At 59.4% G+C, this 20,683-nt stretch carries 20 protein-coding genes and 1 tRNA gene; 13 read left to right on the top strand and 8 right to left on the bottom strand.

Annotated elements, in window-relative coordinates:
- The first annotated feature begins 7 nt into the window (after positions 1–7).
- The gene (locus ACQ4OE_RS12875) at positions 8–313 is read left to right on the top strand and encodes a YkgJ family cysteine cluster protein (protein ID WP_122595467.1); all 306 of its coding nucleotides are present in this window, start codon (positions 8–10) and stop codon (positions 311–313) included.
- A gap of 133 nt (positions 314–446) precedes the next feature.
- On the opposite strand, the gene ACQ4OE_RS12870 is transcribed toward ACQ4OE_RS12875, so the two are convergent.
- The 6 genes from ACQ4OE_RS12870 to hemA all read right to left on the bottom strand — a co-directional run bounded on the left by ACQ4OE_RS12870 (position 447) and on the right by hemA (position 5,807).
- On the bottom strand, positions 447–965 hold the full coding sequence (locus tag ACQ4OE_RS12870) for an acyloxyacyl hydrolase (protein ID WP_122595468.1): 519 nt from the start codon (positions 963–965) through the stop codon (positions 447–449).
- A gap of 112 nt (positions 966–1,077) precedes the next feature.
- Positions 1,078–1,869: a glutamate racemase gene (murI, locus tag ACQ4OE_RS12865; protein WP_430946851.1), complete on the bottom strand. Its 792-nt coding sequence runs from the start codon at positions 1,867–1,869 to the stop codon at positions 1,078–1,080.
- A complete protein-coding gene (locus ACQ4OE_RS12860; RefSeq protein WP_430946850.1) occupies positions 1,862–2,617 on the bottom strand; it encodes a molybdopterin-synthase adenylyltransferase MoeB in 756 nt (251 codons plus the stop codon). Before ACQ4OE_RS12860 ends, murI begins: the two co-directional genes overlap by 8 nt.
- Entirely contained in the window at positions 2,611–3,441 is an 831-nt protein-coding gene (gene prmC / locus ACQ4OE_RS12855) for a peptide chain release factor N(5)-glutamine methyltransferase (RefSeq protein ID WP_430946849.1), read from the bottom strand. The genes ACQ4OE_RS12860 and prmC overlap by 7 nt, the downstream gene beginning before the upstream one ends.
- Positions 3,442–4,524 (bottom strand): peptide chain release factor 1, encoded by a 1,083-nt coding sequence (prfA, locus tag ACQ4OE_RS12850; RefSeq protein ID WP_430946848.1) that lies wholly within the window; start codon positions 4,522–4,524, stop codon positions 3,442–3,444.
- Positions 4,521–5,807: a glutamyl-tRNA reductase gene (gene hemA, locus ACQ4OE_RS12845; protein WP_007951716.1), complete on the bottom strand. Its 1,287-nt coding sequence runs from the start codon at positions 5,805–5,807 to the stop codon at positions 4,521–4,523. Before hemA ends, prfA begins: the two co-directional genes overlap by 4 nt.
- Positions 5,808–5,989: 182 nt before the next feature.
- On the opposite strand from hemA, the gene ACQ4OE_RS12840 reads away from it, so the two are divergent.
- From ACQ4OE_RS12840 to ychF, 8 genes are all read left to right on the top strand, one after another.
- On the top strand, positions 5,990–7,714 hold the full coding sequence (locus tag ACQ4OE_RS12840) for a tetratricopeptide repeat protein (protein WP_430946847.1): 1,725 nt from the start codon (positions 5,990–5,992) through the stop codon (positions 7,712–7,714).
- Positions 7,715–7,717: 3 nt separating this feature from the next.
- Complete coding sequence (gene lolB / locus ACQ4OE_RS12835; RefSeq protein WP_053123767.1) at positions 7,718–8,335, top strand: lipoprotein insertase outer membrane protein LolB; 618 nt, start codon at positions 7,718–7,720, stop codon at positions 8,333–8,335.
- Between the two features lie 3 nt (positions 8,336–8,338).
- Positions 8,339–9,190: a 4-(cytidine 5'-diphospho)-2-C-methyl-D-erythritol kinase gene (ispE, locus tag ACQ4OE_RS12830; RefSeq protein WP_430946846.1), complete on the top strand. Its 852-nt coding sequence runs from the start codon at positions 8,339–8,341 to the stop codon at positions 9,188–9,190.
- Positions 9,191–9,226: 36 nt separating this feature from the next.
- Positions 9,227–9,301: transfer RNA gene (locus ACQ4OE_RS12825), tRNA-Gln, on the top strand.
- Between the two features lie 45 nt (positions 9,302–9,346).
- Positions 9,347–10,288: a ribose-phosphate pyrophosphokinase gene (locus tag ACQ4OE_RS12820; RefSeq protein ID WP_003171603.1), complete on the top strand. Its 942-nt coding sequence runs from the start codon at positions 9,347–9,349 to the stop codon at positions 10,286–10,288.
- Positions 10,289–10,429: 141 nt separating this feature from the next.
- Positions 10,430–11,029 (top strand): 50S ribosomal protein L25/general stress protein Ctc, encoded by a 600-nt coding sequence (locus ACQ4OE_RS12815; protein WP_430946845.1) that lies wholly within the window; start codon positions 10,430–10,432, stop codon positions 11,027–11,029.
- 171 nt (positions 11,030–11,200) lie between these two features.
- Complete coding sequence (pth, locus tag ACQ4OE_RS12810) at positions 11,201–11,785, top strand: aminoacyl-tRNA hydrolase (RefSeq protein WP_430946844.1); 585 nt, start codon at positions 11,201–11,203, stop codon at positions 11,783–11,785.
- A 22-nt stretch (positions 11,786–11,807) separates the two neighbouring features.
- Positions 11,808–12,908, top strand: a complete 1,101-nt coding sequence (gene ychF / locus ACQ4OE_RS12805; RefSeq protein ID WP_034156038.1) for a redox-regulated ATPase YchF — start codon at positions 11,808–11,810, stop codon at positions 12,906–12,908.
- A gap of 181 nt (positions 12,909–13,089) precedes the next feature.
- Here the strand turns inward: ychF and ACQ4OE_RS12800 are convergent, their stop codons facing one another.
- Positions 13,090–14,307, bottom strand: a complete 1,218-nt coding sequence (locus ACQ4OE_RS12800) for an MFS transporter (RefSeq protein WP_122595476.1) — start codon at positions 14,305–14,307, stop codon at positions 13,090–13,092.
- 333 nt (positions 14,308–14,640) lie between these two features.
- Here ACQ4OE_RS12800 and ACQ4OE_RS12795 point away from each other — a divergent pair, with 333 nt between their 5' ends.
- A complete protein-coding gene (locus ACQ4OE_RS12795) occupies positions 14,641–16,698 on the top strand; it encodes a methyl-accepting chemotaxis protein (RefSeq protein WP_430946843.1) in 2,058 nt (685 codons plus the stop codon).
- On the opposite strand, the gene ACQ4OE_RS12790 is transcribed toward ACQ4OE_RS12795, so the two are convergent.
- Positions 16,691–17,593 carry a LysR substrate-binding domain-containing protein gene (locus ACQ4OE_RS12790; RefSeq protein ID WP_430946842.1) on the bottom strand — a complete coding sequence of 301 codons (903 nt, stop codon included), beginning with the start codon at positions 17,591–17,593 and terminating at the stop codon, positions 16,691–16,693. The genes ACQ4OE_RS12795 and ACQ4OE_RS12790 overlap by 8 nt on opposite strands.
- A 226-nt stretch (positions 17,594–17,819) precedes the next feature.
- Between ACQ4OE_RS12790 and ACQ4OE_RS12785 the strand changes: the two genes are divergently transcribed.
- The 3 genes from ACQ4OE_RS12785 to ACQ4OE_RS12775 are packed head-to-tail and all read left to right on the top strand — an operon-like array spanning position 17,820 to position 20,680.
- Positions 17,820–18,938 (top strand): ABC transporter ATP-binding protein, encoded by a 1,119-nt coding sequence (locus ACQ4OE_RS12785; RefSeq protein WP_430946841.1) that lies wholly within the window; start codon positions 17,820–17,822, stop codon positions 18,936–18,938.
- Positions 18,939–18,953: 15 nt separating this feature from the next.
- Positions 18,954–19,874, top strand: coding sequence for an ABC transporter permease (locus ACQ4OE_RS12780; RefSeq protein ID WP_430946840.1), 921 nt, complete (start codon positions 18,954–18,956; stop codon positions 19,872–19,874).
- Positions 19,874–20,680 carry an ABC transporter permease gene (locus ACQ4OE_RS12775; RefSeq protein ID WP_122595481.1) on the top strand — a complete coding sequence of 269 codons (807 nt, stop codon included), beginning with the start codon at positions 19,874–19,876 and terminating at the stop codon, positions 20,678–20,680. Before ACQ4OE_RS12780 ends, ACQ4OE_RS12775 begins: the two co-directional genes overlap by 1 nt.
- Positions 20,681–20,683 lie beyond the last annotated feature (3 nt).

Raw genomic sequence — 20,683 nt, 5'->3', positions numbered from 1 at the left:
TGGCGCCATGAAAACCATTCCCCACCAGCAAATCACCGAGCCTGCGGTCACCTGCTCGACCTGCGCGGCGTGCTGCTGCCAGCTCGAAGTGATGCTGATCACCGACACCGGCGTGCCTGATCGCTTTATCGATACCGATGACTGGGGCGGCGAAGTGATGCTGCGTCTGGACGACGGTTGGTGCGCGGCGCTGGATCGCGACACGATGATGTGCACGATTTACGAAAAGCGACCGCTGATTTGCCGCGAATTCGAGATGGGTGCACCGGAGTGCATTGAAGAGCGTAAAGGCATTACCACGGCTTACCGGTGATTTTCGAGTTCACTGAAAACAACTGTGGGAGCGGGCTTGCTCGCGAAGGCGGTTTTTTCATTCAACATCATCGTTGAACATGAAATAGCTTTCGCGAGCGAGCTCGCTCCCACAGGGGTGAGGCGTGTATCCGTTACAACGGCATCGTGTAGTGCAGCGCGTAGCTTTCTACACCGTCGTTGTCGCTGGACAGACCGGCGTTGGAATAGTGCGTGGCACGAATCCCGACTTCATGCCCGCCGTTGAAACGCAGGCCGAAACCAATACGGTCTTCGAACTGGAACGAGCCGCCAATGTTGTTGCTTTCATACTTGGTGTTGGAGAACGCAGCAACACCGATGCCCGCTTCGATATACGGTTTGACCGATTGACCGGCAAACTCGTAAACGAACACTGGCGAGAACGACAGGCTGTTGTTGCTGGAGGTCTTGTCACCTTCCCAATAGGTATAGGCGCCGCTCCAATAACCGGTCAGGCGACCCACATCGCTCTGCAGCCAGCTCTTGTCCCAATCGAAATTCATGCCCAAGCGGTAAGTCATGGTGGAATCGCTGGTCGCACCCACTGCAAATTCAACACCTGCAGCCTGCGCGGTAATACTTTGCCCCATTAGTGCGGCCGCAATCGCGGCCAAGCAGAATAGTCGCTTCACTTTGAAACTTCCTTTTCCGGAACGATCGTTTGGTTTTCTAGATAACTCATCGCTATAGAAGCTAGCGCCTGAGCAGAAGTTCAGCTGTTTTTTTAGTTATTTCACATTTTTTTTACAAGCTGAAGTGTTGCACTTCGCCGACACTTTGTCCCAGCAATGGCAGGATCTTTTTAAAGTACTGCGGATCGGCACTCGTCCAGAATCTGACCGGCTGGTTCGGGCCGGCAGCGAGCAAATCGCGCTCCGCCAAAAGACGCTGAAGTTGTCGCGCTACAGCGGCGCCGGTGTCGATCAGGCTGATGTCATCAGGGATCATCGACTTGAGCATCGGCTTCAGGAAAGGATAGTGAGTGCAGCCGAGAATGATCGTGTCGCAACCACTGGCCAACAGCGGATCGACATAACTTTGCAGCAGCGCACGTAGCTCGGCGCTGTGCAGGTCGCCGCTTTCAATCAGCTCAACCAGACCGGGACACGGTTGAGTAATCACCCGCACATCGGTGGCGAAGCGATCCAGCAGCGCGGCGAACTTGGCGCTCTGCAATGTGCCGGTGGTGGCGAGCACCCCGACCACGCCACTGCGGGTGGCAGCGGCTGCGGGTTTGACCGCAGGCTCCATACCGACCAGCGGCCAGTCGGGAAAATCCCGGCGTAGATCAGCGACGCCGGCAACGGTCGCGGTATTACACGCCAGCACTAACGCCTTGGCGCCCTGCTCGCGAAAAAATCCGGCCATGACGCTGCAGCGCTGACGGATGAATTCCGGGGTTTTCTCGCCGTAGGGAATGTGACCGCAATCGGCGACGTACAGCAGCGACTCGTTGGGCAGCAAACGCTGGATTTCTGCCAGTACCGACAGGCCGCCGACACCGGAGTCGAATACGCCGATCGGCGCTTCACGCATGGCGCGGGCCACAGACGCTGCAACCCGGATCACGTTTGACGCGCAGCTCACGGAAACGCGAACCGAGGGCATCGATCAACAGCAAACGGCCCACCAAAGGTTCGCCAAAACCGACCAACACTTTCAACGCTTCCAGCGCCTGCAGACTGCCGACCAACCCTACTAACGGCCCGACCACACCCGCCTCACTGCAGGTCAGTTCGGCTTCGCTGCCGTGCCCGTATAAACAGTGGTAGCAAGGGCTCTCGTCGCGACGCGGGTCGAATACCGACAGCTGACCTTCCAGACGAATCGCTGCGCCGCTGACCAGCGGTTTGCGCGCGGCCACACACGCAGCGTTGACCGCTTCGCGGGTGGAAAAATTATCCGAACAGTCGAGCACCAGATCCACCGTAGCCACGGCGGCGGCGAGAGAATCCTCGTCCAGCGCCTGCCGATGAGCGACCAGTTGAATCTCGGGATTGATCGCGCCCAGACGCTTGAGCGCCGAGTCGACCTTGCTCATGCCGACGCTGTCGGTGTCATGAATGATCTGGCGTTGCAGGTTGGTCAGATCGACGGTGTCGAAATCCGCCAGATGCAATTCACCGACACCCGCCGCCGCCAGATACAACGCCACCGGCGCGCCAAGACCGCCGAGGCCGACGATCAACACGCGACTGTCCTTGAGCTTCAACTGCCCGTCGATGTCGATGTGTTGCAGCAGAATCTGCCGGCTGTAGCGCAGCAACTCCTGATCATTCAGCACGGCAGCCGCCCCAGACTGATGCGTTGATGGCCGCCCAGATCGGTGCGGCTGTGGACTTCTTCGAAACCGCGCGTCAGCAGCAGATCGCGCACGCTTTCGGCTTGATCATAGCCGTGCTCAAGCATCAGCCAGCCACCGGCCTGCAGATACTCCGGGGCCTGAGCGACGATCAAACGCAAATCGTCGAGCCCGTCTTCCCCGGCGACCAGCGCGCTGGCCGGCTCGAAGCGCACATCGCCTTCGACCAGATGCGGATCGGTGGTGGCAATGTACGGCGGGTTGCTGATGATCAACTGAAAACGCTGACCTTCCAGCGCACTGAACCAATGGCTGCTCAGCACCGTGGCGTTGTTCAAATGCAGACGCTGGCGATTGCGCTCGGCCAAAGCGACGGCTTCGAGCACGCGATCCACCGCAGTGACCTTCCACGCCGGACGCTCGCTGGCCAACGCCAGGGCAATCGCGCCGCTGCCAGTGCCGAGGTCGAGCACGGTGGCCGGGATCGCCGGGAGCAATTCCAGCGCCGCTTCCACCAGCAATTCAGTGTCCGGGCGCGGGATCAGCGTGTGCGGCGCGACTTCCAGATCGAGTTTCCAGAAACCCTGCTGGCCGAGAATGTAGGCCACCGGCTCACCGCCACGACGCCGTTGCAGATACTCGGCAAACGTCAGCGCCGCTTCACTCGGCACGATGCGCTCGGGCCAGGTGTGGAGAAAGCTGCGCGACTTGCCCAGCGCCGCCGCCAGAAGCAATTCGGCATCCAGACGCGCCGTGGGCGAGTCCGGCAGTTCGGCGGCGCGCAACAGGCTGGCAATGATGGTCATTTATTCACCTATCGCGGCGAGTTGGTCAGCCTGATATTCGGCCAGTAACGGCTCGATCACCGCTTCAACGCCACCGGCGAGAATTTCATCCAGCGAGTACAGGGTCAGGTTGACGCGATGGTCGGTGACCCGGCCCTGAGCAAAGTTGTAGGTGCGGATGCGCTCGGAACGGTCGCCGGAACCGACCAGCAATTTACGCTCGCTGGCGATGGCATTCGCCGCCGCTGCGGTCTGCTGATCGTTGAGTTTCGCCGACAGCCAGGCCATCGCCCGCGCACGGTTCTTGTGCTGGGAACGTTCTTCCTGACACTCGACGACGGTGCCGGTCGGTATGTGCGTAATGCGGATCGCCGAGTCGGTGGTGTTGACGTGCTGACCGCCGGCGCCGGAGGAGCGGAACGTGTCGACGCGCAAATCCGCCGGGTTGATCTCGATGGCTTCGCGCTCGTCCGGCTCGGGCAGCACCGCCACGGTGCACGCGGAGGTGTGGATACGGCCCTGGGATTCGGTGGCGGGCACACGCTGCACACGGTGCGCGCCGGATTCGAATTTCAGCTTGCCGTAAACGTTGTCGCCCTCGATGCGCGCGATGACTTCTTTATAGCCGCCGTGTTCGCCTTCGTTTTCCGAAAGGATCTCCACACGCCAGCCACGACGTTCGGCGTAACGCGAGTACATGCGGAACAGGTCGCCGGAGAAGATCGCCGCCTCGTCGCCACCGGTGCCGGCGCGGATTTCGAGGAAGACGTTGCGACCGTCATTCGGATCCTTGGGCAGCAACATGCGTTGCAGGTCGGATTCCAGGGTTATCAGCAATTCTTTGGCTTCGCGGACTTCCTCCACGGCCATTTCCCGCATGTCCGGGTCGCTGTCCTTGAGCAGCGCCTGCGCGCCTTCAAGATCGCTTTGTACGCTGAGCAGCTTTTTATAGCCTTGCACGACCGGTTCGAGTTCGGCGTATTCCTTGGAATAAGCGCGGAATTTGGTCTGATCGGCAATGACTTCGCCGTCGCCGAGCAGCGCGGTCAGTTCCTCGAAACGGTCCTGGAGGACATCCAGCTTATTGAGCAGTGACGCTTTCATTGCGGTTTTTTATCCGAAAAGCTATCCGGTGAGCCCTCGAGGGCAAAGAGTTCCTGAGCCATGGCCAACGCATCGAGGCGGCCTTCGGCAGAAAGCTTTTTCAGCTGCACGCTGGGCGCATGCAACAGTTTATTGGTCAGGCCACGGGCCAGCTGCCCAAGCACGTCTTCGGCATTGCCGCCGTTGGCCAGCAGGCGCAGGGCTTTTTGCAGCTCCTCGTCGCGCAGGCGTTCGCTCTGTTGACGATAGGCCTTAAGCACATCGACCGCTGCGAGTTCGCGCAGACGCACCATGAAATCATCAGCGCCGACCGAGACCATCTCTTCCGCCGCTTGGGCTGCACCCTGGCGACTCTTGAGGTTTTCGGCGACCACTTCGTGGAGATCGTCGACGCTGTAGAGGTAAACGTCGTCCAACTCGCCGACTTCCGGCTCGATATCACGGGGAACGGCAATGTCGACCATGAAGATCGGCTTGTGCTTGCGCAGCTTCAGTGCGCTTTCCACCGCGCCCTTGCCAAGAATCGGCAACTGGCTGGCGGTCGAACTGATGACGATATCGCTGCGCACCAGTTCGGCCGGGATGTCCGACAGCAACACCGCGTGGGCGCCGAACTGCTCGGCCAACAAACTGGCGCGCTCCAGCGTACGGTTGGCGACGACGATGCGCTTGACGCCCAGCTCGTGCAAATGGCGGGCGACCAAAGTAATGGTCTCGCCGGCGCCGATCAGCAGGGCCTGGCTGCGTTGCAAATCGCTGAAAATCTGTTTCGCCAGGCTGACCGCGGCAAATGCCACTGACACCGGGTTTTCACCGATCGCGGTGTCGGTACGTACCTGCTTGGCGGCGTTGAACGTTGCCTGGAACAGTCGCCCCAGCAACGGGCCGATGGTACCGGCCTCGCGGGCCACGGCGTAAGCCGATTTCATCTGGCCAAGAATCTGCGGTTCACCGAGCACCAGCGAGTCGAGCCCGGAGGCGACACGCATCATGTGACGAACTGCCGCATCATCTTCATGCACATAAGCACTCGCGCGCAGCTCATCGAGGCTCAAATGATGATAATCAGCCAGCCAGCGCAGCACGATATCCGCCGACAGCTGATCCTGCTCTATATAAAGCTCACTGCGATTGCAGGTGGAGAGGATCGCGGCTTCGCGGCTGTCAGTCAGTCGGCAGAGCTGCTGCAAGGCCTCCACCAACTGCTCAGGGGTAAAAGCCACGCGCTCGCGGACGTCTACTGAAGCAGTCTTGTGGTTGATACCGAGTGCAAGGAAGGCCATTCAAGGTCGCTGGTGGTGACGTGAAGCCGGCAATTGTCCTACTTCGAAAGATTCAGAACAACTACCGCTGACTATTGTCCCAATCGTTGCCCCCTATAATGGGCACAATTGAGACTCGGTTATGTTTGGCCGAAGGCTTGTGTCATGATGATCCGACCGCAGGTTAGTCGTCCTTCTCCTATATGAATAGATCTTCCGCGTTGCTCCTCGCTTTTGTCTTCCTCAGCGGCTGCCAGGCCTTGGCACCCGTGTCGCCGGACGGTACGCCGTCGGTTGAAGACACCACGCCCGCGCCTGAAAAGCCCAAGGTTTACAGCTCGTTCAGCGAGGAAACCGTTTTCAGTCTGTTGAGCGCCGAACTCGCCGGCCAGCGCAATCGTTTCGACATTGCTCTGGATAACTACGTGACCCAGGCCATCAACACTCAGGATCCGGGCGTCTCCGAGCGTGCGTTTCGCATCGCAGAATATCTGGGGGCCGATCAACCGGCTCTCGATACCGCGCTGATCTGGGCGAAAAACGCGCCGGACGATCTCGAAGCGCAACGCGCCGCCGCCGTGCAACTGGCCCGCGCCGGGCGTTATGACGACTCCATGGTCTTTATGGAGAAAGTCCTGCAGGGCAAGGGCGACACCCATTTCGACTTCCTCGCGCTGTCGGCAGCGGACACCGATCAGGAAACCCGCAACGGTCTGATGAAAAGTTTTGACCGTTTGTTGCAGCGTCATCCGAACAACAGTCAGCTGATTTTCGGCAAAGCCCTGCTGCTGCAGCAGGACGGCGACAATAAAGCAGCACTGGCCTTGCTCGAGGACCATCCGCCGGAAGACGGCGAGATCGCTCCGATCCTGCTGCGCGCGCGCCTGCTTCAGTTGCTCAACCGTGGCGACGAAGCACTGCCGCTGCTGCAAAAAAGCATCAAGAAATACCCGGACGACAAACGCCTGCGCCTGACTTACGCGCGCATGCTGGTTGAACAGGATCGGATGGACGACGCTAAAGTCGAATTCTCCAGCCTGGTTCAGCAATACCCGGAAGACGACGAACTGCGCTACTCGCTGGCGCTCGTCTGCCTGGAAGCCAAGGCCTGGGACGAGGCCAAGGGTTACCTGGAAGACCTGATCGCCCGTGAAAGCCACGTCGATTCGGCGCACCTGAACCTCGGTCGCATCGCCGAAGAACGCAACGACCCGCAAGGCGCGCTCATCGAGTACGCCCAGGTCGGCCCGGGTAACGACTATCTGCCGGCGCAATTGCGTCAGGCCGATATTCTGATGAACAACGGCAAGACCGCTGAAGCGCAAAGCAAACTCGCCGCTCAGCGCGACGAGCAACCGGATTACGCGATTCAGTTGTACCTGATCGAATCGGAAACCCTGTCGGCCAACAAACAGGACGACAAGGCCTGGAAAGTCTTGCAGCAAGCGTTGCTGCAATACCCGGACGATCTGAATCTGCTTTACACCCGAGCGATGCTCGCGGAAAAACGCAATGACCTGGCCCAGATGGAAAAAGACCTGCGGCTGATCATCAAGCGTGATCCGGACAACGCCATGGCCCTCAACGCCTTGGGTTACACGCTGTCTGACCGCACCACGCGCTACGCGGAAGCCAAAGCGCTGATCGAGCAGGCACACCAGATCAATCCGGAAGACCCGGCGGTACTCGACAGCCTAGGCTGGGTGAATTTCCGCATGGGCAATCTGGACGACGCCGAGAAATACCTGCGTCAGGCGCTGGAGCGTTTCCCTGATCACGAAGTCGCCGCGCACCTGGGCGAAGTGTTGTGGGTCAAGGGCAATCAGCGCGAGGCCAAACAAGTCTGGGGCAAATTCCTCAAGGATCAGCCCGACAGCACCATTCTGCGCAGCACCATCAAGCGCCTGACCGGATCCGAGACTCTTTAACTCATGTTTTTGCGCCACGTTATTGTTTTCAGCTTCATCGCCCTGCTCGCCGGCTGCTCGGGTTTTGGCACTCGCGAATCGGTCGAGGGCCACGGCAGCCCGGCTCAATGGGCCGCGAACAAACAGCAACTGACCGGCCTCGACGGCTGGCAGATCGACGGCAAGATCGGCATCCGCGCCCCGAAAGATTCCGGTAGCGGCACGCTGTTCTGGCTGCAACGTCAGGATTACTACGACATCCGTTTGTCCGGCCCGCTGGGTCGTGGTGCCGCACGCCTGACCGGGCGTCCGGGCAAGGTGTCGCTGGAAGTCGCCAACCAGGGTCGCTACGAATCGCAATCTCCGGAAGCCCTGCTCGAAGAGCAGCTTGGCTGGAAGTTGCCGGTATCGAATCTGGCCTGGTGGGTGCGTGGCCTGCCGGCTCCGGACACTAAAAGCCGCCTGAATCTGGACGCCGACAGCCGTCTGGCCAGCCTCGAACAGGATGGCTGGAAAGTCGAATACACCGCTTACACCGAACAAAACGGCTACTGGTTGCCCGAGCGCATCAAGCTGCACGGCACCGACCTGGACGTGACGCTGGTGATCAAGACCTGGCAGCCGCGCAAGCTGGGACAATAATCCATGACCGCTGCACGCCTGACCCTGCCCTCGCCGGCCAAACTCAATTTGATGCTGCACATTCTCGGTCGCCGTGAAGACGGCTATCACGAGTTGCAGACATTGTTTCAGTTTGTCGATTACGGCGATGAAATCACTTTTGCCGTGCGTGATGACGGTGTGATTCAGTTACACACCGAATTCGCAGGCGTGCCCCACGACAGCAACCTGATCGTCCGCGCGGCGAAAATGCTCCAGCAGCAGTCAGGCTGCGCGCTCGGCATCGATATCTGGATCGATAAAGTGCTGCCCATGGGCGGCGGTATCGGTGGTGGCAGTTCGAACGCGGCAACAACTTTGCTCGGCCTGAATCATCTGTGGCAGTTGGGTTGGGATGAAGATCGCCTCGCCGCTCTTGGCCTTTCGCTAGGTGCCGACGTGCCGGTTTTCGTCCGTGGCCACGCAGCTTTCGCCGAAGGGGTTGGCGAGAAACTCACCCCGGTAGATCCGGAAGAACCGTGGTATCTGGTGCTCGTGCCGCAAGTCTCTGTTAGTACGGCAGAAATTTTTTCCGATCCTTTGTTGACACGTAACACGCCGCCCATTAAAGTGCGCCCCGTTCCCGAGGGAAACAGTCGAAATGACTGCTTGCCGGTGGTTGCAAGGCGTTATCCAGAAGTACGTAACGCATTGGATTTGTTAGGTAAATTTACCGAAGCAAAGCTCACCGGAACTGGAAGTTGTGTGTTTGGGGGCTTCCCAAGCAAAGCTGAAGCTGATAAAGTCTCGGCCCTTCTGACAGAGACCCTTACAGGGTTTGTAGCCAAAGGCAGCAACGTTTCGATGTTGCACCGCAAGTTGCAAAGTCTGCTCTAAAGGAACCAAGTGCACGGCACTTGATGCAACAGATACAGGGGCGTCGCCAAGCGGTAAGGCAGCAGGTTTTGATCCTGCCATGCGTTGGTTCGAATCCAGCCGCCCCTGCCATTTTCTATACTCATCCAGGTTACCCTCAGCCTCTAGGTACTGCGCGTGTCCAAGATGATGGTCTTTACGGGGAATGCTAACCCCGATCTGGCTCGGCGTGTTGTACGTCAGCTGCATATCCCTCTCGGTGATATCTCTGTCGGTAAGTTCTCCGACGGCGAAATTACTGCCGAGATCAATGAAAACGTTCGCGGTAAAGACGTTTTCATTATTCAGCCGACTTGCGCCCCGACCAACGATAACCTGATGGAACTGGTAGTGATGGCTGATGCCTTCCGCCGCTCCTCGGCTACTCGTATCACTGCTGTTATTCCTTATTTTGGTTATGCCCGTCAGGATCGCCGTCCGCGTTCCGCACGTGTGGCTATCAGCGCGAAAGTCGTTGCTGACATGCTTACCGTAGTCGGCATCGACCGTGTTCTCACGGTTGATCTGCATGCTGACCAGATTCAGGGTTTCTTCGATATTCCGGTAGATAACATCTACGGCTCCCCGGTTCTGGTGGATGACATTGAAGATCAGCGCTTCGAAAACCTGATGATCGTATCCCCGGACATTGGTGGCGTCGTGCGTGCACGTGCCGTTGCCAAATCCCTGGGCGTGGATCTCGGGATCATCGACAAACGCCGCGAGAAAGCCAATCACTCTGAAGTGATGCATATCATCGGTGATGTCGAAGGGCGTACCTGCATTCTGGTCGATGACATGGTCGATACCGCCGGCACTCTGTGCCACGCGGCCAAGGCCCTGAAAGAGCATGGCGCAGCCAAGGTCTTTGCCTACTGCACACACCCTGTGCTGTCGGGTCGGGCCATCGAGAATATCGAAAATTCCGTGCTGGACGAACTGGTGGTGACCAACACCATCCCGCTGTCCGCTGCAGCACAAGCCTGTGCACGTATCCGTCAACTGGATATCGCACCGGTAGTTGCCGAAGCGGTTCGCCGCATCAGCAATGAAGAATCGATCAGCGCGATGTTCCGTTAAGGGCCCTGCCCTTCTCGAAATGTCTCGTTGACGAAAAGCGCCCCGCCCCGGCATTCCTGCCGGGGCGGGGCTTTTTTGCCCATACCGTGTTCGGCGCTGGTCGCAAACGCCACTCGGTCATGGCTATTTTGGAGATACAAAATGAACGATTTTACTCTGAATGCTGAAGTGCGTTCCGACCTGGGGAAAGGTGCGAGCCGCCGCCTGCGTCGTCTCGCCGCTCTGATTCCAGCTGTTGTTTACGGTGGCGAAAAAGCCCCTGAATCCATCAGCATGCTGGCCAAAGAAGTTGCCAAACTGCTCGAAAACGATGCTGCTTACAGCCACGTTATCGAACTGAACGTTGGCGGCAAAAAGCAGAACGTCATCATCAAAGCTCTGCAACGTCACCCGTCCAAGGGTCACGTTCTGCACGCTGACTTCGTACGCGTCGTGGCCGGCCAGAAACTGACCGCTATCGTGCCTGTGCACTTTGTTGGCGAAGAAGCTCCGATCAAGAAAGGCGGCGAGATCTCGCACGTCCTGAACGAAATCGAAGTAACTTGCCTGCCGAAGGATCTGCCTGAGTTCATCGAAGTCGACCTGTCGGCTCTGGAAATCGGCGCAATCGTTCACCTGTCCGACCTCAAAGCCCCTAAAGGCGTTGAGTTCGTTGCACTGGCTCACGGTGACGACAAAGCTGTTGCAAACGTACACGCTCCACGCGTTGCTCCAGAAGCTGAAGAAGGCGCAGCAGAGTAATTCACTCTGTTCAGCCTGAGTGAGCAAGTAACATCGCGGACTGGAACGTAGCGAGAAAGCGGGCGAGAACGCGGAGTTTACATTCATGGTAAATGAGCATTTTTCGTCCACTTTCGCCGCTATCCCTGATTGCGGCGATGTTATCCACCACTCAAAGGAAGGGCCCCTATCGTGACTGCCATCAAACTGATCGTTGGCCTGGGAAATCCAGGCGCCGAATACGACCAGACCCGGCATAACGCAGGGGCCCTTTTTGTTGAGCGCATCGCCCACGCACACAATGTGACTCTTGTGGCCGATCGCAAATATTTCGGCCTGACCGGGCGCTATTCGCATCAGGGTCAGGATGTTCGTCTGCTGATTCCCACCACCTACATGAACCGCAGCGGCCAGGCCGTGGCGGCACTCGCCGGTTTCTTCCGCATCAAGCCTGAAGAAATCCTCGTGGCGCACGACGAACTCGACTTGCCTCCGGGCGTTGCCAAGCTCAAGCAGGGCGGCGGCCATGGCGGTCACAACGGGTTGCGCGACATCATTGCGCAACTGGGCAATCAGAATACGTTCTACCGCCTGCGGCTTGGCATTGGCCACCCGGGCGTGGCCAGTATGGTTTCAAATTTCGTCCTGGGTCGTGCGCCACGCGCCGAACAGGAAAAACTCGATGCCAGCATCGACTTTGCCCTCGGCGTGCTGCCGGATATCCTCGCCGGTGAATGGAACCGCGCGATGAAAAACCTGCACAGCCAGAAGGCCTGACTCTACTCCGAGGGGAAACACCATGGGATTCAATTGCGGCATCGTCGGCCTGCCTAACGTCGGCAAGTCCACCCTGTTCAACGCCCTGACCAAATCCGGGATTGCGGCCGAGAACTTCCCCTTCTGCACCATCGAGCCGAACAGCGGCATCGTGCCGATGCCGGATCCGCGTCTGGAAGCCTTGGCCGCCATCGTCAATCCGAAGCGCATCCTGCCGACCACCATGGAATTCGTCGACATCGCGGGCCTGGTTGCCGGCGCCTCGAAAGGTGAAGGCCTGGGCAACAAGTTCCTCGCCAACATCCGCGAAACCGATGCGATCGCTCACGTCGTGCGCTGCTTCGAAGACGAAAACGTGATCCACGTTTCCAACAGCGTCGACCCGAAGCGCGACATCGAAATCATCGACCTGGAACTGATCTTCGCCGACCTCGACAGCTGCGAGAAGCAACTGCAGAAAGTCGCGCGCAACGCCAAGGGTGGTGACAAGGACGCCGTCGTTCAGAAAGCCTTGCTTGAGCAACTGATCGCGCACTTCACCGAAGCCAAGCCGGCACGCAGCCTGATGAAGAACATGAGCACTGACGAAAAAGCAGTGATCAAGGGCTTCCACCTGCTGACCACCAAACCGGTCATGTACATCGCCAACGTCGCTGAAGACGGTTTCGAGAACAACCCGCACCTGGACGTGGTTCGCGCCATCGCCGAAGAAGAAGGCGCAATGGTCGTTCCGGTCTGCAACAAGATCGAAGCAGAAATCGCCGAGCTCGATGACGGCGAAGAAAAAGACATGTTCCTCGAGGCCCTGGGCCTGGAAGAGCCTGGCCTGAATCGCGTGATCCGCGCCGGCTACGAGATGCTGCACCTGCAGACCTACTTCACCGCCGGTGTCGAAGAAGTCCGCGCCTGGACCGTCAAAGTCGGTGCTACCGCACCTCAGGCTGCTGGCGTGATCCACACCGACTTCGAGAAAGGCTTCATCCGCGCCGAAGTGATCGCCTACAACGACTTCATCCAGTACAAGGGCGAAGCCGGCACCAAAGAAGCCGGTAAATGGCGTCTGGAAGGCAAGGATTACATCGTCAAAGACGGCGACGTGATGCACTTCCGCTTCAACGTGTAAGCGTTACGCCCAAGAAAAAGCCGCGTTTGATACGCGGCTTTTTTGTGCCTGAAATTTACTGCCGAACCTATTCCCTATGTGGGAGCGAGCCTGCTCGCGAAGAGGGAGTGTCAGCCACATATCTGCGGATGACATACCGCATTCGCGAGCAGGCTCGCTCCTACAATGGGAAATGTGTGAATCAGGCCTTTTTGGTACGCGGCAAGAAGATCGCCAACACGCCAAACAACGGCAAGAACGAGCACAGGAAATACACGTACTCAATCCCGTGAATATCCGCCAGATGCCCCAGCAACGCCGCGCCAATCCCGCCGAAACCAAACATCAGACCGAAGAAGATTCCGGCAATCATCCCGACATTGCCCGGCACCAGTTCCTGCGCATACACCACAATGGCCGAAAACGCCGAAGCGAGAATGAAGCCGATCACCACGCTGAGGACAGTGGTCCAGAACAGATCAACGTGGGGCATCAGCAGCGTGAACGGTGCCACGCCGAGGATCGAGAACCAGATCACTGCCTTACGCCCGATCTTGTCGCCAATCGGTCCACCGAAGAACGTCCCCGCCGCGACCGCTCCGAGAAACAGGAACAAGTGCAGCTGCGAACTGGCCACCGACAGGTCGAACTTCTCGATCAGGTAAAACGTGAAATAGCTGGTCAGGCTGGCCATGTAAAAATACTTGGAGAACACCAGCAGACCGAGCACCACCAACGCACTCGTCACCCTGCCCTTCGACAGCCCGTGAGTCGCTGCCTGACCGGCCTTGAGCTTGAACAGATTCAAGTGATGGGCGTACCAGCGACTGATGCGGTACAGCACGAACAGCGCAAACACCGCGAACAGGCCAAACCACGCCACGTTGCCCTGACCGAACGGAATGATGATCGCCGCCGCCAGCAACGGACCGAACGCCGAACCCGCGTTACCGCCGACCTGGAAGGTCGATTGCGCCAGACCAAAGCGTCCGCCTGAGGCCAGGCGCGCAATCCGCGAGGCTTCCGGGTGGAACGTCGACGAACCGATACCGATCAGCGCCGCCGCCAACAGAATCAAAGGAAAACTGCCGACCATCGACATCATCACGATGCCGATCAACGTGCAGATCGAACCGGCCGGCAACAGCCACGGCTTCGGATGCCGATCGGTGTGATAACCGACCCACGGCTGCAGCAGCGACGCGGTCAGTTGGAAGGTCAGGGTGATCAGGCCGACCTGAGTAAAGGTCAGGCCGTAATTGGTCTTGAGCATCGGGTAGATCGAAGGCAAGACCGACTGGATCAGGTCGTTGATCAAATGCGCCAGCGCCACCGCGCCGATGATACGCATCACCAGGGGACTGCTTTGAGGAGCAGCGGGCGCCGAGGCAGCGGCGGTCTGAACGTTGCTGATAGCCATGGAAGTTTCCGGACAGCAGATGGGTGCACGCAGGCAGGTGCGTCAATGTGCCATTTTTCAGTGCGCCAGCGCCATCCCCTTAGCCAGCTAACTAACTGACTGGCCATCGACTGCAAGGTGATAGCGCAACGCCATGGTCTGAATCTTGCCTTGCTACTTCCCTTGAACGCGGCGCCCTTACAAAGGGCGCCGACAATGGGAAGTTTCGCTACAGAGCCAGCCTACAGAGCGGGCGAGAGTGAACTTTCGAGGCCTTTTAGCAGGGCACAACATCAACGTCGAACGACCGCGATGCACGCCATTGGTGCGTGGTGTCCAGAGGAGTCATGAGGCATGCAGGCTTTCCTTTCACCGGGGATCAAATTGCTGGGGCGGTTTGGCTTCGCAGGTAAATTCCAGTTGTTGTTTTTGCTGTTCATTCTGCCGTTGGCCGGCAGCCTGTTGATGATCGGCCAGGACTATCGCGACAAGCTCAATCTGATTTCCGGCGAACGCGCCGGCGTGCGTCAGTTGCTCGCGCTGGATGCGCTGGACAACCTGCTCGCCGCCCAACGTGACCGCGCCGCCCGCTGGCGCGCCACGGAAACCAACCGTCAACCGACGCCAGCCACTCTCGCCGCCATGGCTGCGTTCGACGCGGTGCAACCGGCAGTTCTGCAAGCCACCACGGACTTGGGTAACGCGCTGAAAAACGAAGGTGCCGAAGGCGAAACCCTCAGCCGCTATCAGGCGCTGCAAACCGCGCTGAACGGGTTGGATTCGAAAAGCCTCAGCGGTGTCGGTTGGTGGCCGGACGGCTACGACCGCTTCACCAACGCCCTCAGCGCCCTGCAGGCGTTGCGCGAGCAGATCGTCATGGACAATCGCCTGACCCTCGCGCCGTGGCTGGAAACCTACCTGCTGACGCAAATCTCCACGCAACACGCGCCGGACTTGATTGAACGCGTCGGTCGCCTCGCTGCCGTCGGCCAGGCCTCGGTCGTCTCCGGACAATTCACTCTGCAAAGCCGTCTGCAATTGCGCGACTTGCGCAGCCGCATCGGCGATGCCCGCGAGCAACTGGTGAAAACCGCCACGCTGCTCGAAGCACGCTTGCCGAAAGATCAGCAGAGCTGGGCCAGCCAATACCACGACAGCCTGAAACGCCTCGACAGCGGTTTGAAGGTGCTCGACGACGGCGTGTTCGGCGGGAGCATCACGCTCAAGCCCGACGACTTTGAACGCAACCTCGACGCCCTGCTGACCGACCTCGCCGCCCTGCGCCAGCAATCATTGGTGTCGCTGGATCAGCGCCTCGACGCTTACCACAGCTCAGCGATCCGTCAGTTCATCCTCGTCGCGGCGATCTTCGGTTGCCTGCTGCTCGCGGCGCTGTATCTGTTTGTCTGCCTGCAAGCCTCGATCCGCCGCAGCGCCAGTGGCATCACCCTGCTCGCCGAAGCCCTGCGCGACGGCAACCTGAGTTTGCAAGTGCCAGTGGTGGGCCGCGATGAACTGGCCGCGATCAGCACCGCCCTGAACGTCGCCGTGGTGCAACTGCGCGCGAGCATGCTCGGCGTCGATTACGAGACCTCGCAGTTGAGCCATGCCGTGCGCAGTCTCAACGAGCACTCCAGCGGCGCTCTCAGCGAAGTCGAAGCGCAACAGTTGCAGATCAGTCAGATCGCCGCAGCCGCCACACAATTGGCTGCCACCTCGCAAGGCGTGGCGCAGAGTTGCGAGCAGGCCTCCGGCAGCGCTCAGCACACCCGGCGCATAGCTGCCGACAGCAGCCGCGACAGCCAGCGCACCACGGCCAGTATTCAGCAGCTCAACCAGCGTTTGAACGACACCGCAGCGGCACTCGGTCGAGTCAGCGAGCAAGGCCAGCAGATTCAACTGGTGGTCGACACCATTCGCGGCGTTGCCGAACAAACCAATCTACTCGCGCTCAACGCGGCCATTGAAGCTGCGCGTGCCGGTGAACAGGGTCGCGGTTTCGCCGTGGTCGCTGATGAGGTACGCAGTCTGTCGCAACGCACGCAATCGTCCACCGCGCAGATCGCCGGCACCGTCGACAGCTTGCGCGCCACGGTCAACGAAGCCGTGAGTTTGATGGAAGCGGCGTGCGGTCAGGCGCAAACCGATGCCGAGTCGGTCACCGGTCTCGGTGAGCGTTTGGGCGAAATCGCCAGCGCCGTGCAGAGCGTCACCGATACCTTGGCGCAGATCGCCACGGCAGTTGAAGAACAGGCGAGCACCGCCGATGAAGTCAGCGGCAATATTCAGCAGGTCGATCAGGCCGCCGTTCGTTTGCTGGAAGGCGCACGGGCGGTAAACCTGGCGGCGGACACTCTGAGCCAGGGCAGCAAAGCATTGAGCGACAACACCGCACGCTTCCGCCTCAGTTGATCACGGCCTCGGGAAAGTCCGCTTCCAGTTCAGCCTTGAGCCATTGAATAAACCACGCCACATCCGCCGAGAGTTCGGCGGACGGCGTCAGCACCCGATAACTCTCAAGCTTCACCTGAGCGTCGACCGCGCGCACCAGTTTGCCGCTGGCGAGTTCATGACGCACCAGCACCTCGTTGGCCAGCGCGATGCCCTGCCCGCTCTCGGCGACTGAAAGCGCGTGATCGTTGTTGACGTAGAGCATGTCAGAATTGAGATGGATATCGAGGTCGTGCGCGGCGAACCAGAGGTTCCACCATTCGCCGTCATCGACGTGGATCAGATCGTTTCTGACCAGGTCCGCCGGACTCTTGATCGGTGCAATGCTGGCCAAATACGTTGGCGTGCAGATCGGAAATACCCGTGGGCAAATCAAAGCTTCCCGTGAGTCGGCGTATTGCCCATCGAGGCCATAAACGATGCCCAGATCTGCGCTCTTGCCGTCCACTTCGGTGAAGGTCGAATTGGGCTCGATCGCCAGTTTCAATCCCGGGCGCAGATGGCGCAGCGCTTCGATCCGAGGCATCAACCAGCGCTTGGCGAAACCCGGCACCACCATGATTCGCAGCCAACGCTCGGCATCTTTCGGCTGCGCTTCCTTGCCCGCCTCGATAATCAACTGCAGCGCGGCACTGATCTTGCGGTGGTACTTCTCCCCCGCCGGCGTCAGGTTGACCCCGCGGGAGGTGCGCTCGAACAATTGAATACCCAACCAGTCCTCAAGCAATTTCACATGGCGGCCAATCGCAGGTTGGGTCACGTGCAGGGCTTTCGAGGCTTCGACGTAGCTGCCCAAACGGGCGGCGGCATCGAAAGCGCGCACCGCATTGAGCGGCGGCAAACGGTGGTCGGGCATGATTCCTGGCACCTTCGGCTGTTAAATTAACTAACACCTGCCATGTTTAAATTGAAGTGTCGCGCCGCGCAACCCCTGGCTGATAATCAAGCCACAGCAAAACAAAAAAACAGCTGGTTTCACACCTGAACGCAATCTCGATCCTGCCCAAAAAAATAATATCCATGGCCCGACGGCAACGCTTTTCACAGCGAGTCGCAGGCGATGGGGGAATCGGAGGTAACGCATGAATGCTCTGCATTCGCTGCAAACGCTAGCGGTCTCGATCCGCTCGGTGCGCAAGGTTTACGGTGATCCGCACACAGGCCCGGTGGCGCTGAAAAGCATCGACCTGGACATCCGCGACAACGAATTCTTCACCCTTCTCGGCCCGTCCGGCTGCGGCAAAACCACGCTGCTGCGGATGATCGCCGGTTTCGAATTTCCCACCGAAGGCGAGATCCTGCTCTACGGCGAAAACATCGCTGATCGCCCGCCGTTCCAACGTCCGGTCAACACGGTGTTTCAGCATTACGCGCTGTTCCCACACATGAGCATCGCCGAGAACCTGGCCTTCGGCCTCGAATCACAGCCGATGGGCAAAGTCCTCACCAAGACGCAAATCGCCGAACGTGTGCGCGAGATGTTGGCGCTGGTGCAGATGGAGCGCTTCGCCAACCGCAAACCGGCGCAACTGTCGGGCGGTCAGCAGCAACGCGTCGCCCTCGCCCGTGCTTTGGCACCGCATCCGAAAGTGTTGCTGCTCGATGAGCCACTTTCCGCGCTCGATCTCAAGCTGCGCCAAGCGATGCGTGAAGAGTTGAAAACCATTCAGGCCAAGACCGGTATCACTTTCATCTTCGTCACCCACGACCAGGAAGAAGCGCTGACCATGTCCGACCGCATCGCTGTGCTCTCCGAAGGCGAGGTGCAGCAGGTAGGTCGGCCGGAAGACATCTACGAACGCCCGCGTAATCGCTTCGTCGCTGACTTCATTGGCGAAACCAATTTCATCGAAAGCACCGTCACTCGCGTCGAGGACGGGAAGGCGTGGTTCGCCGGGCCTGCCGGGCATCCGCTGCCTGCGCAACCGTGCAGCGATGTGCAGGTCGGCGCCAACGTCAGCTTGTCGGTGCGCCCTGAGCGTCTGCATCTGGTGCCAGCGGCTACCGAAACCGCGCTGCCGTGCCGGATCGAAGCGCAGATCTATCTGGGCACCGACCTGCAATATCAGGTCAGCCTCAGCGACGGTTCGCGCCTCACCGTGCGTACACCCAATTGCGTCGACCAGAGCCTGCGGTTTGCCGTCGGCAGTCAGGCTGGTCTGTTGTTCGACTCGGGTAGCGCCAGCGTCCTGCACGATTGAGCCGGAGGAATTGCCATGCATGCCTTACCGATTGCCAACACGCTGGAGCGGCGCAAAGCCTTCCAGAGTTTCCTTGGGGTCAGCCCGGCGCTGATCGCTATCTGTTTGTTTCTGGTGGTGCCGATCCTCATCGTCATCGGCTATTCGCTGATGGAGGCCAACCCCTATGGCGGGGTCAACAAAGTCTTCAGCAGTGACGCCTACACTTCGCTGCTGTTCGAGCGGCAACTGGACGACAGCCTCGCGTTTGCCGATTCGTATTTGATCATCGCTTTACGCTCGATCGGGATTGCCGGACTGACCACCATCATCACATTGCTGATCGGTTTTCCGGTCGCCGTGTGGCTGGCCATGCAACCGGCGCATCGCCGTGGTTTGCTGATCTTTCTGATCACCGTGCCGTTCTGGGCCAACCTGTTGATCCGCACCTACGCCTGGATTCTGCTGCTGCGTAACACCGGAGTGATCAACAACAGCCTGATGGGCATGGGCGTTATTCATGAACCGCTGCAGTTGTTGTACACCGACGGCGCGGTGCTGCTGGGGCTGGTTTACACCTATGCGCCGTTCGTGGTGTTGCCGATTTACGCGACGCTGGAAAAGATGGATATCCGCCTGCTCGAAGCGGCGCAGGACCTCTACGCCGGCCGCGTTCGTACGTTACGCAAAGTGGTTTTGCCAATCGCCAAACCGGGAATTCTCGCCGGCGCCATCCTCACCTTCGTTCCGTGCCTGGGCGCGATGATCGCTCCGGAACTGCTCGGTAGCGGCACGCGAATGATGCTCGGCAACCTGATCTTCCGCCAGTTCAGCGATGCGCGTAACTGGCCGTTTGGCGCGGCGTTGTCGCTGGTGCTGATGGCCGCGGTGATGCTGGTGCTGACCGTGTATGCCTTGCGCGCCGAGCGCCAGCGCATCGCCAAAGGAGGTGCGTAATGCTCGCGCTATTCAAACGCAAAGGGCTGGGCGTGCAGGACTTCCCCGGTTTCGGCGGCTTCAGTTTTCTGTTCTATCTGTACCTCTACGCGCCGATCGTGGTGCTGGTGGTGTTCTCGTTCAACGCCAACCAATCGGCGACGGTGTGGACCGGTTTCAGCTTCGACTGGTATCGCGCCGCGTTCGCCAATCAGGCCTTGCGCCAAGCCGCCGGCAACAGCCTGTTGATCGCCGTTTGCGCAAGCATGATCGCCACGGCGATTGCCACCCTCGCCGCACTCGGCACCTCGCGCGGCGCCAAGTTCAAGGGCCTGCAATTGTCGATGGGCGCGATCATGTTGCCGCTGGTGTTGCCGGAAATTGTCGTCGGTGTGGCGACGCTGGCGCTGTTCTCCACCATCGGTCTGTCGCTGGGTTACGGCAACCTGATCATCGCCCATACGGTGTTCTGCATCCCCTTCGCCTACCTGCCGATCCGTGCGCGGTTGAACGACATGGACCTGTCGCTGGAACAAGCTTCCGCCGACCTCTACGCCGGCCCTTGGCGAACCTTTCGCAAAGTGACCTTGCCGCTGTTGATGCCGGGGATTTTCTCCGGGCTGATGCTGGCCTTCATCGTCTCGCTGGATAACTTCGTGATCTCGATGATGGTCTCGCAGGCCGGCACCACGACCCTGCCGATCTTCATCTTCGGCCTGCTACGGATGGGCGTGACACCCGACGTCAACGCCGTGTCGACGCTGATCCTCGGCGTCTCGGTGCTGTTCGTCAGCCTCTCTTACCTGTTGGGCAAAAAGAACGCCTGAACC

The organism is Pseudomonas sp. WC2, assembly GCF_050586545.1.
Classification (GTDB): domain Bacteria; phylum Pseudomonadota; class Gammaproteobacteria; order Pseudomonadales; family Pseudomonadaceae; genus Aquipseudomonas.
Note: the sequence above shows the minus strand (reverse complement) of the source record. Positions and strands in the feature narration are given on the sequence as shown.

Coding starts and splice junctions, on each gene's coding strand:
- ACQ4OE_RS12795 (WP_430946843.1), top strand. CDS start 14,641: ATGCAGGCTTTCCTTTCACCGGGGATCAAATTGCTGGGGCGGTTTGGC.
- ACQ4OE_RS12780 (WP_430946840.1), top strand. CDS start 18,954: ATGCATGCCTTACCGATTGCCAACACGCTGGAGCGGCGCAAAGCCTTC.
- murI (WP_430946851.1), bottom strand. CDS start 1,869: ATGCGTGAAGCGCCGATCGGCGTATTCGACTCCGGTGTCGGCGGCCTG.
- ACQ4OE_RS12775 (WP_122595481.1), top strand. CDS start 19,874: ATGCTCGCGCTATTCAAACGCAAAGGGCTGGGCGTGCAGGACTTCCCC.
- ACQ4OE_RS12840 (WP_430946847.1), top strand. CDS start 5,990: ATGAATAGATCTTCCGCGTTGCTCCTCGCTTTTGTCTTCCTCAGCGGC.
- ACQ4OE_RS12785 (WP_430946841.1), top strand. CDS start 17,820: ATGAATGCTCTGCATTCGCTGCAAACGCTAGCGGTCTCGATCCGCTCG.
- prfA (WP_430946848.1), bottom strand. CDS start 4,524: ATGAAAGCGTCACTGCTCAATAAGCTGGATGTCCTCCAGGACCGTTTC.
- hemA (WP_007951716.1), bottom strand. CDS start 5,807: ATGGCCTTCCTTGCACTCGGTATCAACCACAAGACTGCTTCAGTAGAC.
- prmC (WP_430946849.1), bottom strand. CDS start 3,441: ATGACCATCATTGCCAGCCTGTTGCGCGCCGCCGAACTGCCGGACTCG.
- ACQ4OE_RS12790 (WP_430946842.1), bottom strand. CDS start 17,593: ATGCCCGACCACCGTTTGCCGCCGCTCAATGCGGTGCGCGCTTTCGAT.
- ychF (WP_034156038.1), top strand. CDS start 11,808: ATGGGATTCAATTGCGGCATCGTCGGCCTGCCTAACGTCGGCAAGTCC.
- ispE (WP_430946846.1), top strand. CDS start 8,339: ATGACCGCTGCACGCCTGACCCTGCCCTCGCCGGCCAAACTCAATTTG.
- ACQ4OE_RS12800 (WP_122595476.1), bottom strand. CDS start 14,307: ATGGCTATCAGCAACGTTCAGACCGCCGCTGCCTCGGCGCCCGCTGCT.
- ACQ4OE_RS12875 (WP_122595467.1), top strand. CDS start 8: ATGAAAACCATTCCCCACCAGCAAATCACCGAGCCTGCGGTCACCTGC.
- lolB (WP_053123767.1), top strand. CDS start 7,718: ATGTTTTTGCGCCACGTTATTGTTTTCAGCTTCATCGCCCTGCTCGCC.
- ACQ4OE_RS12815 (WP_430946845.1), top strand. CDS start 10,430: ATGAACGATTTTACTCTGAATGCTGAAGTGCGTTCCGACCTGGGGAAA.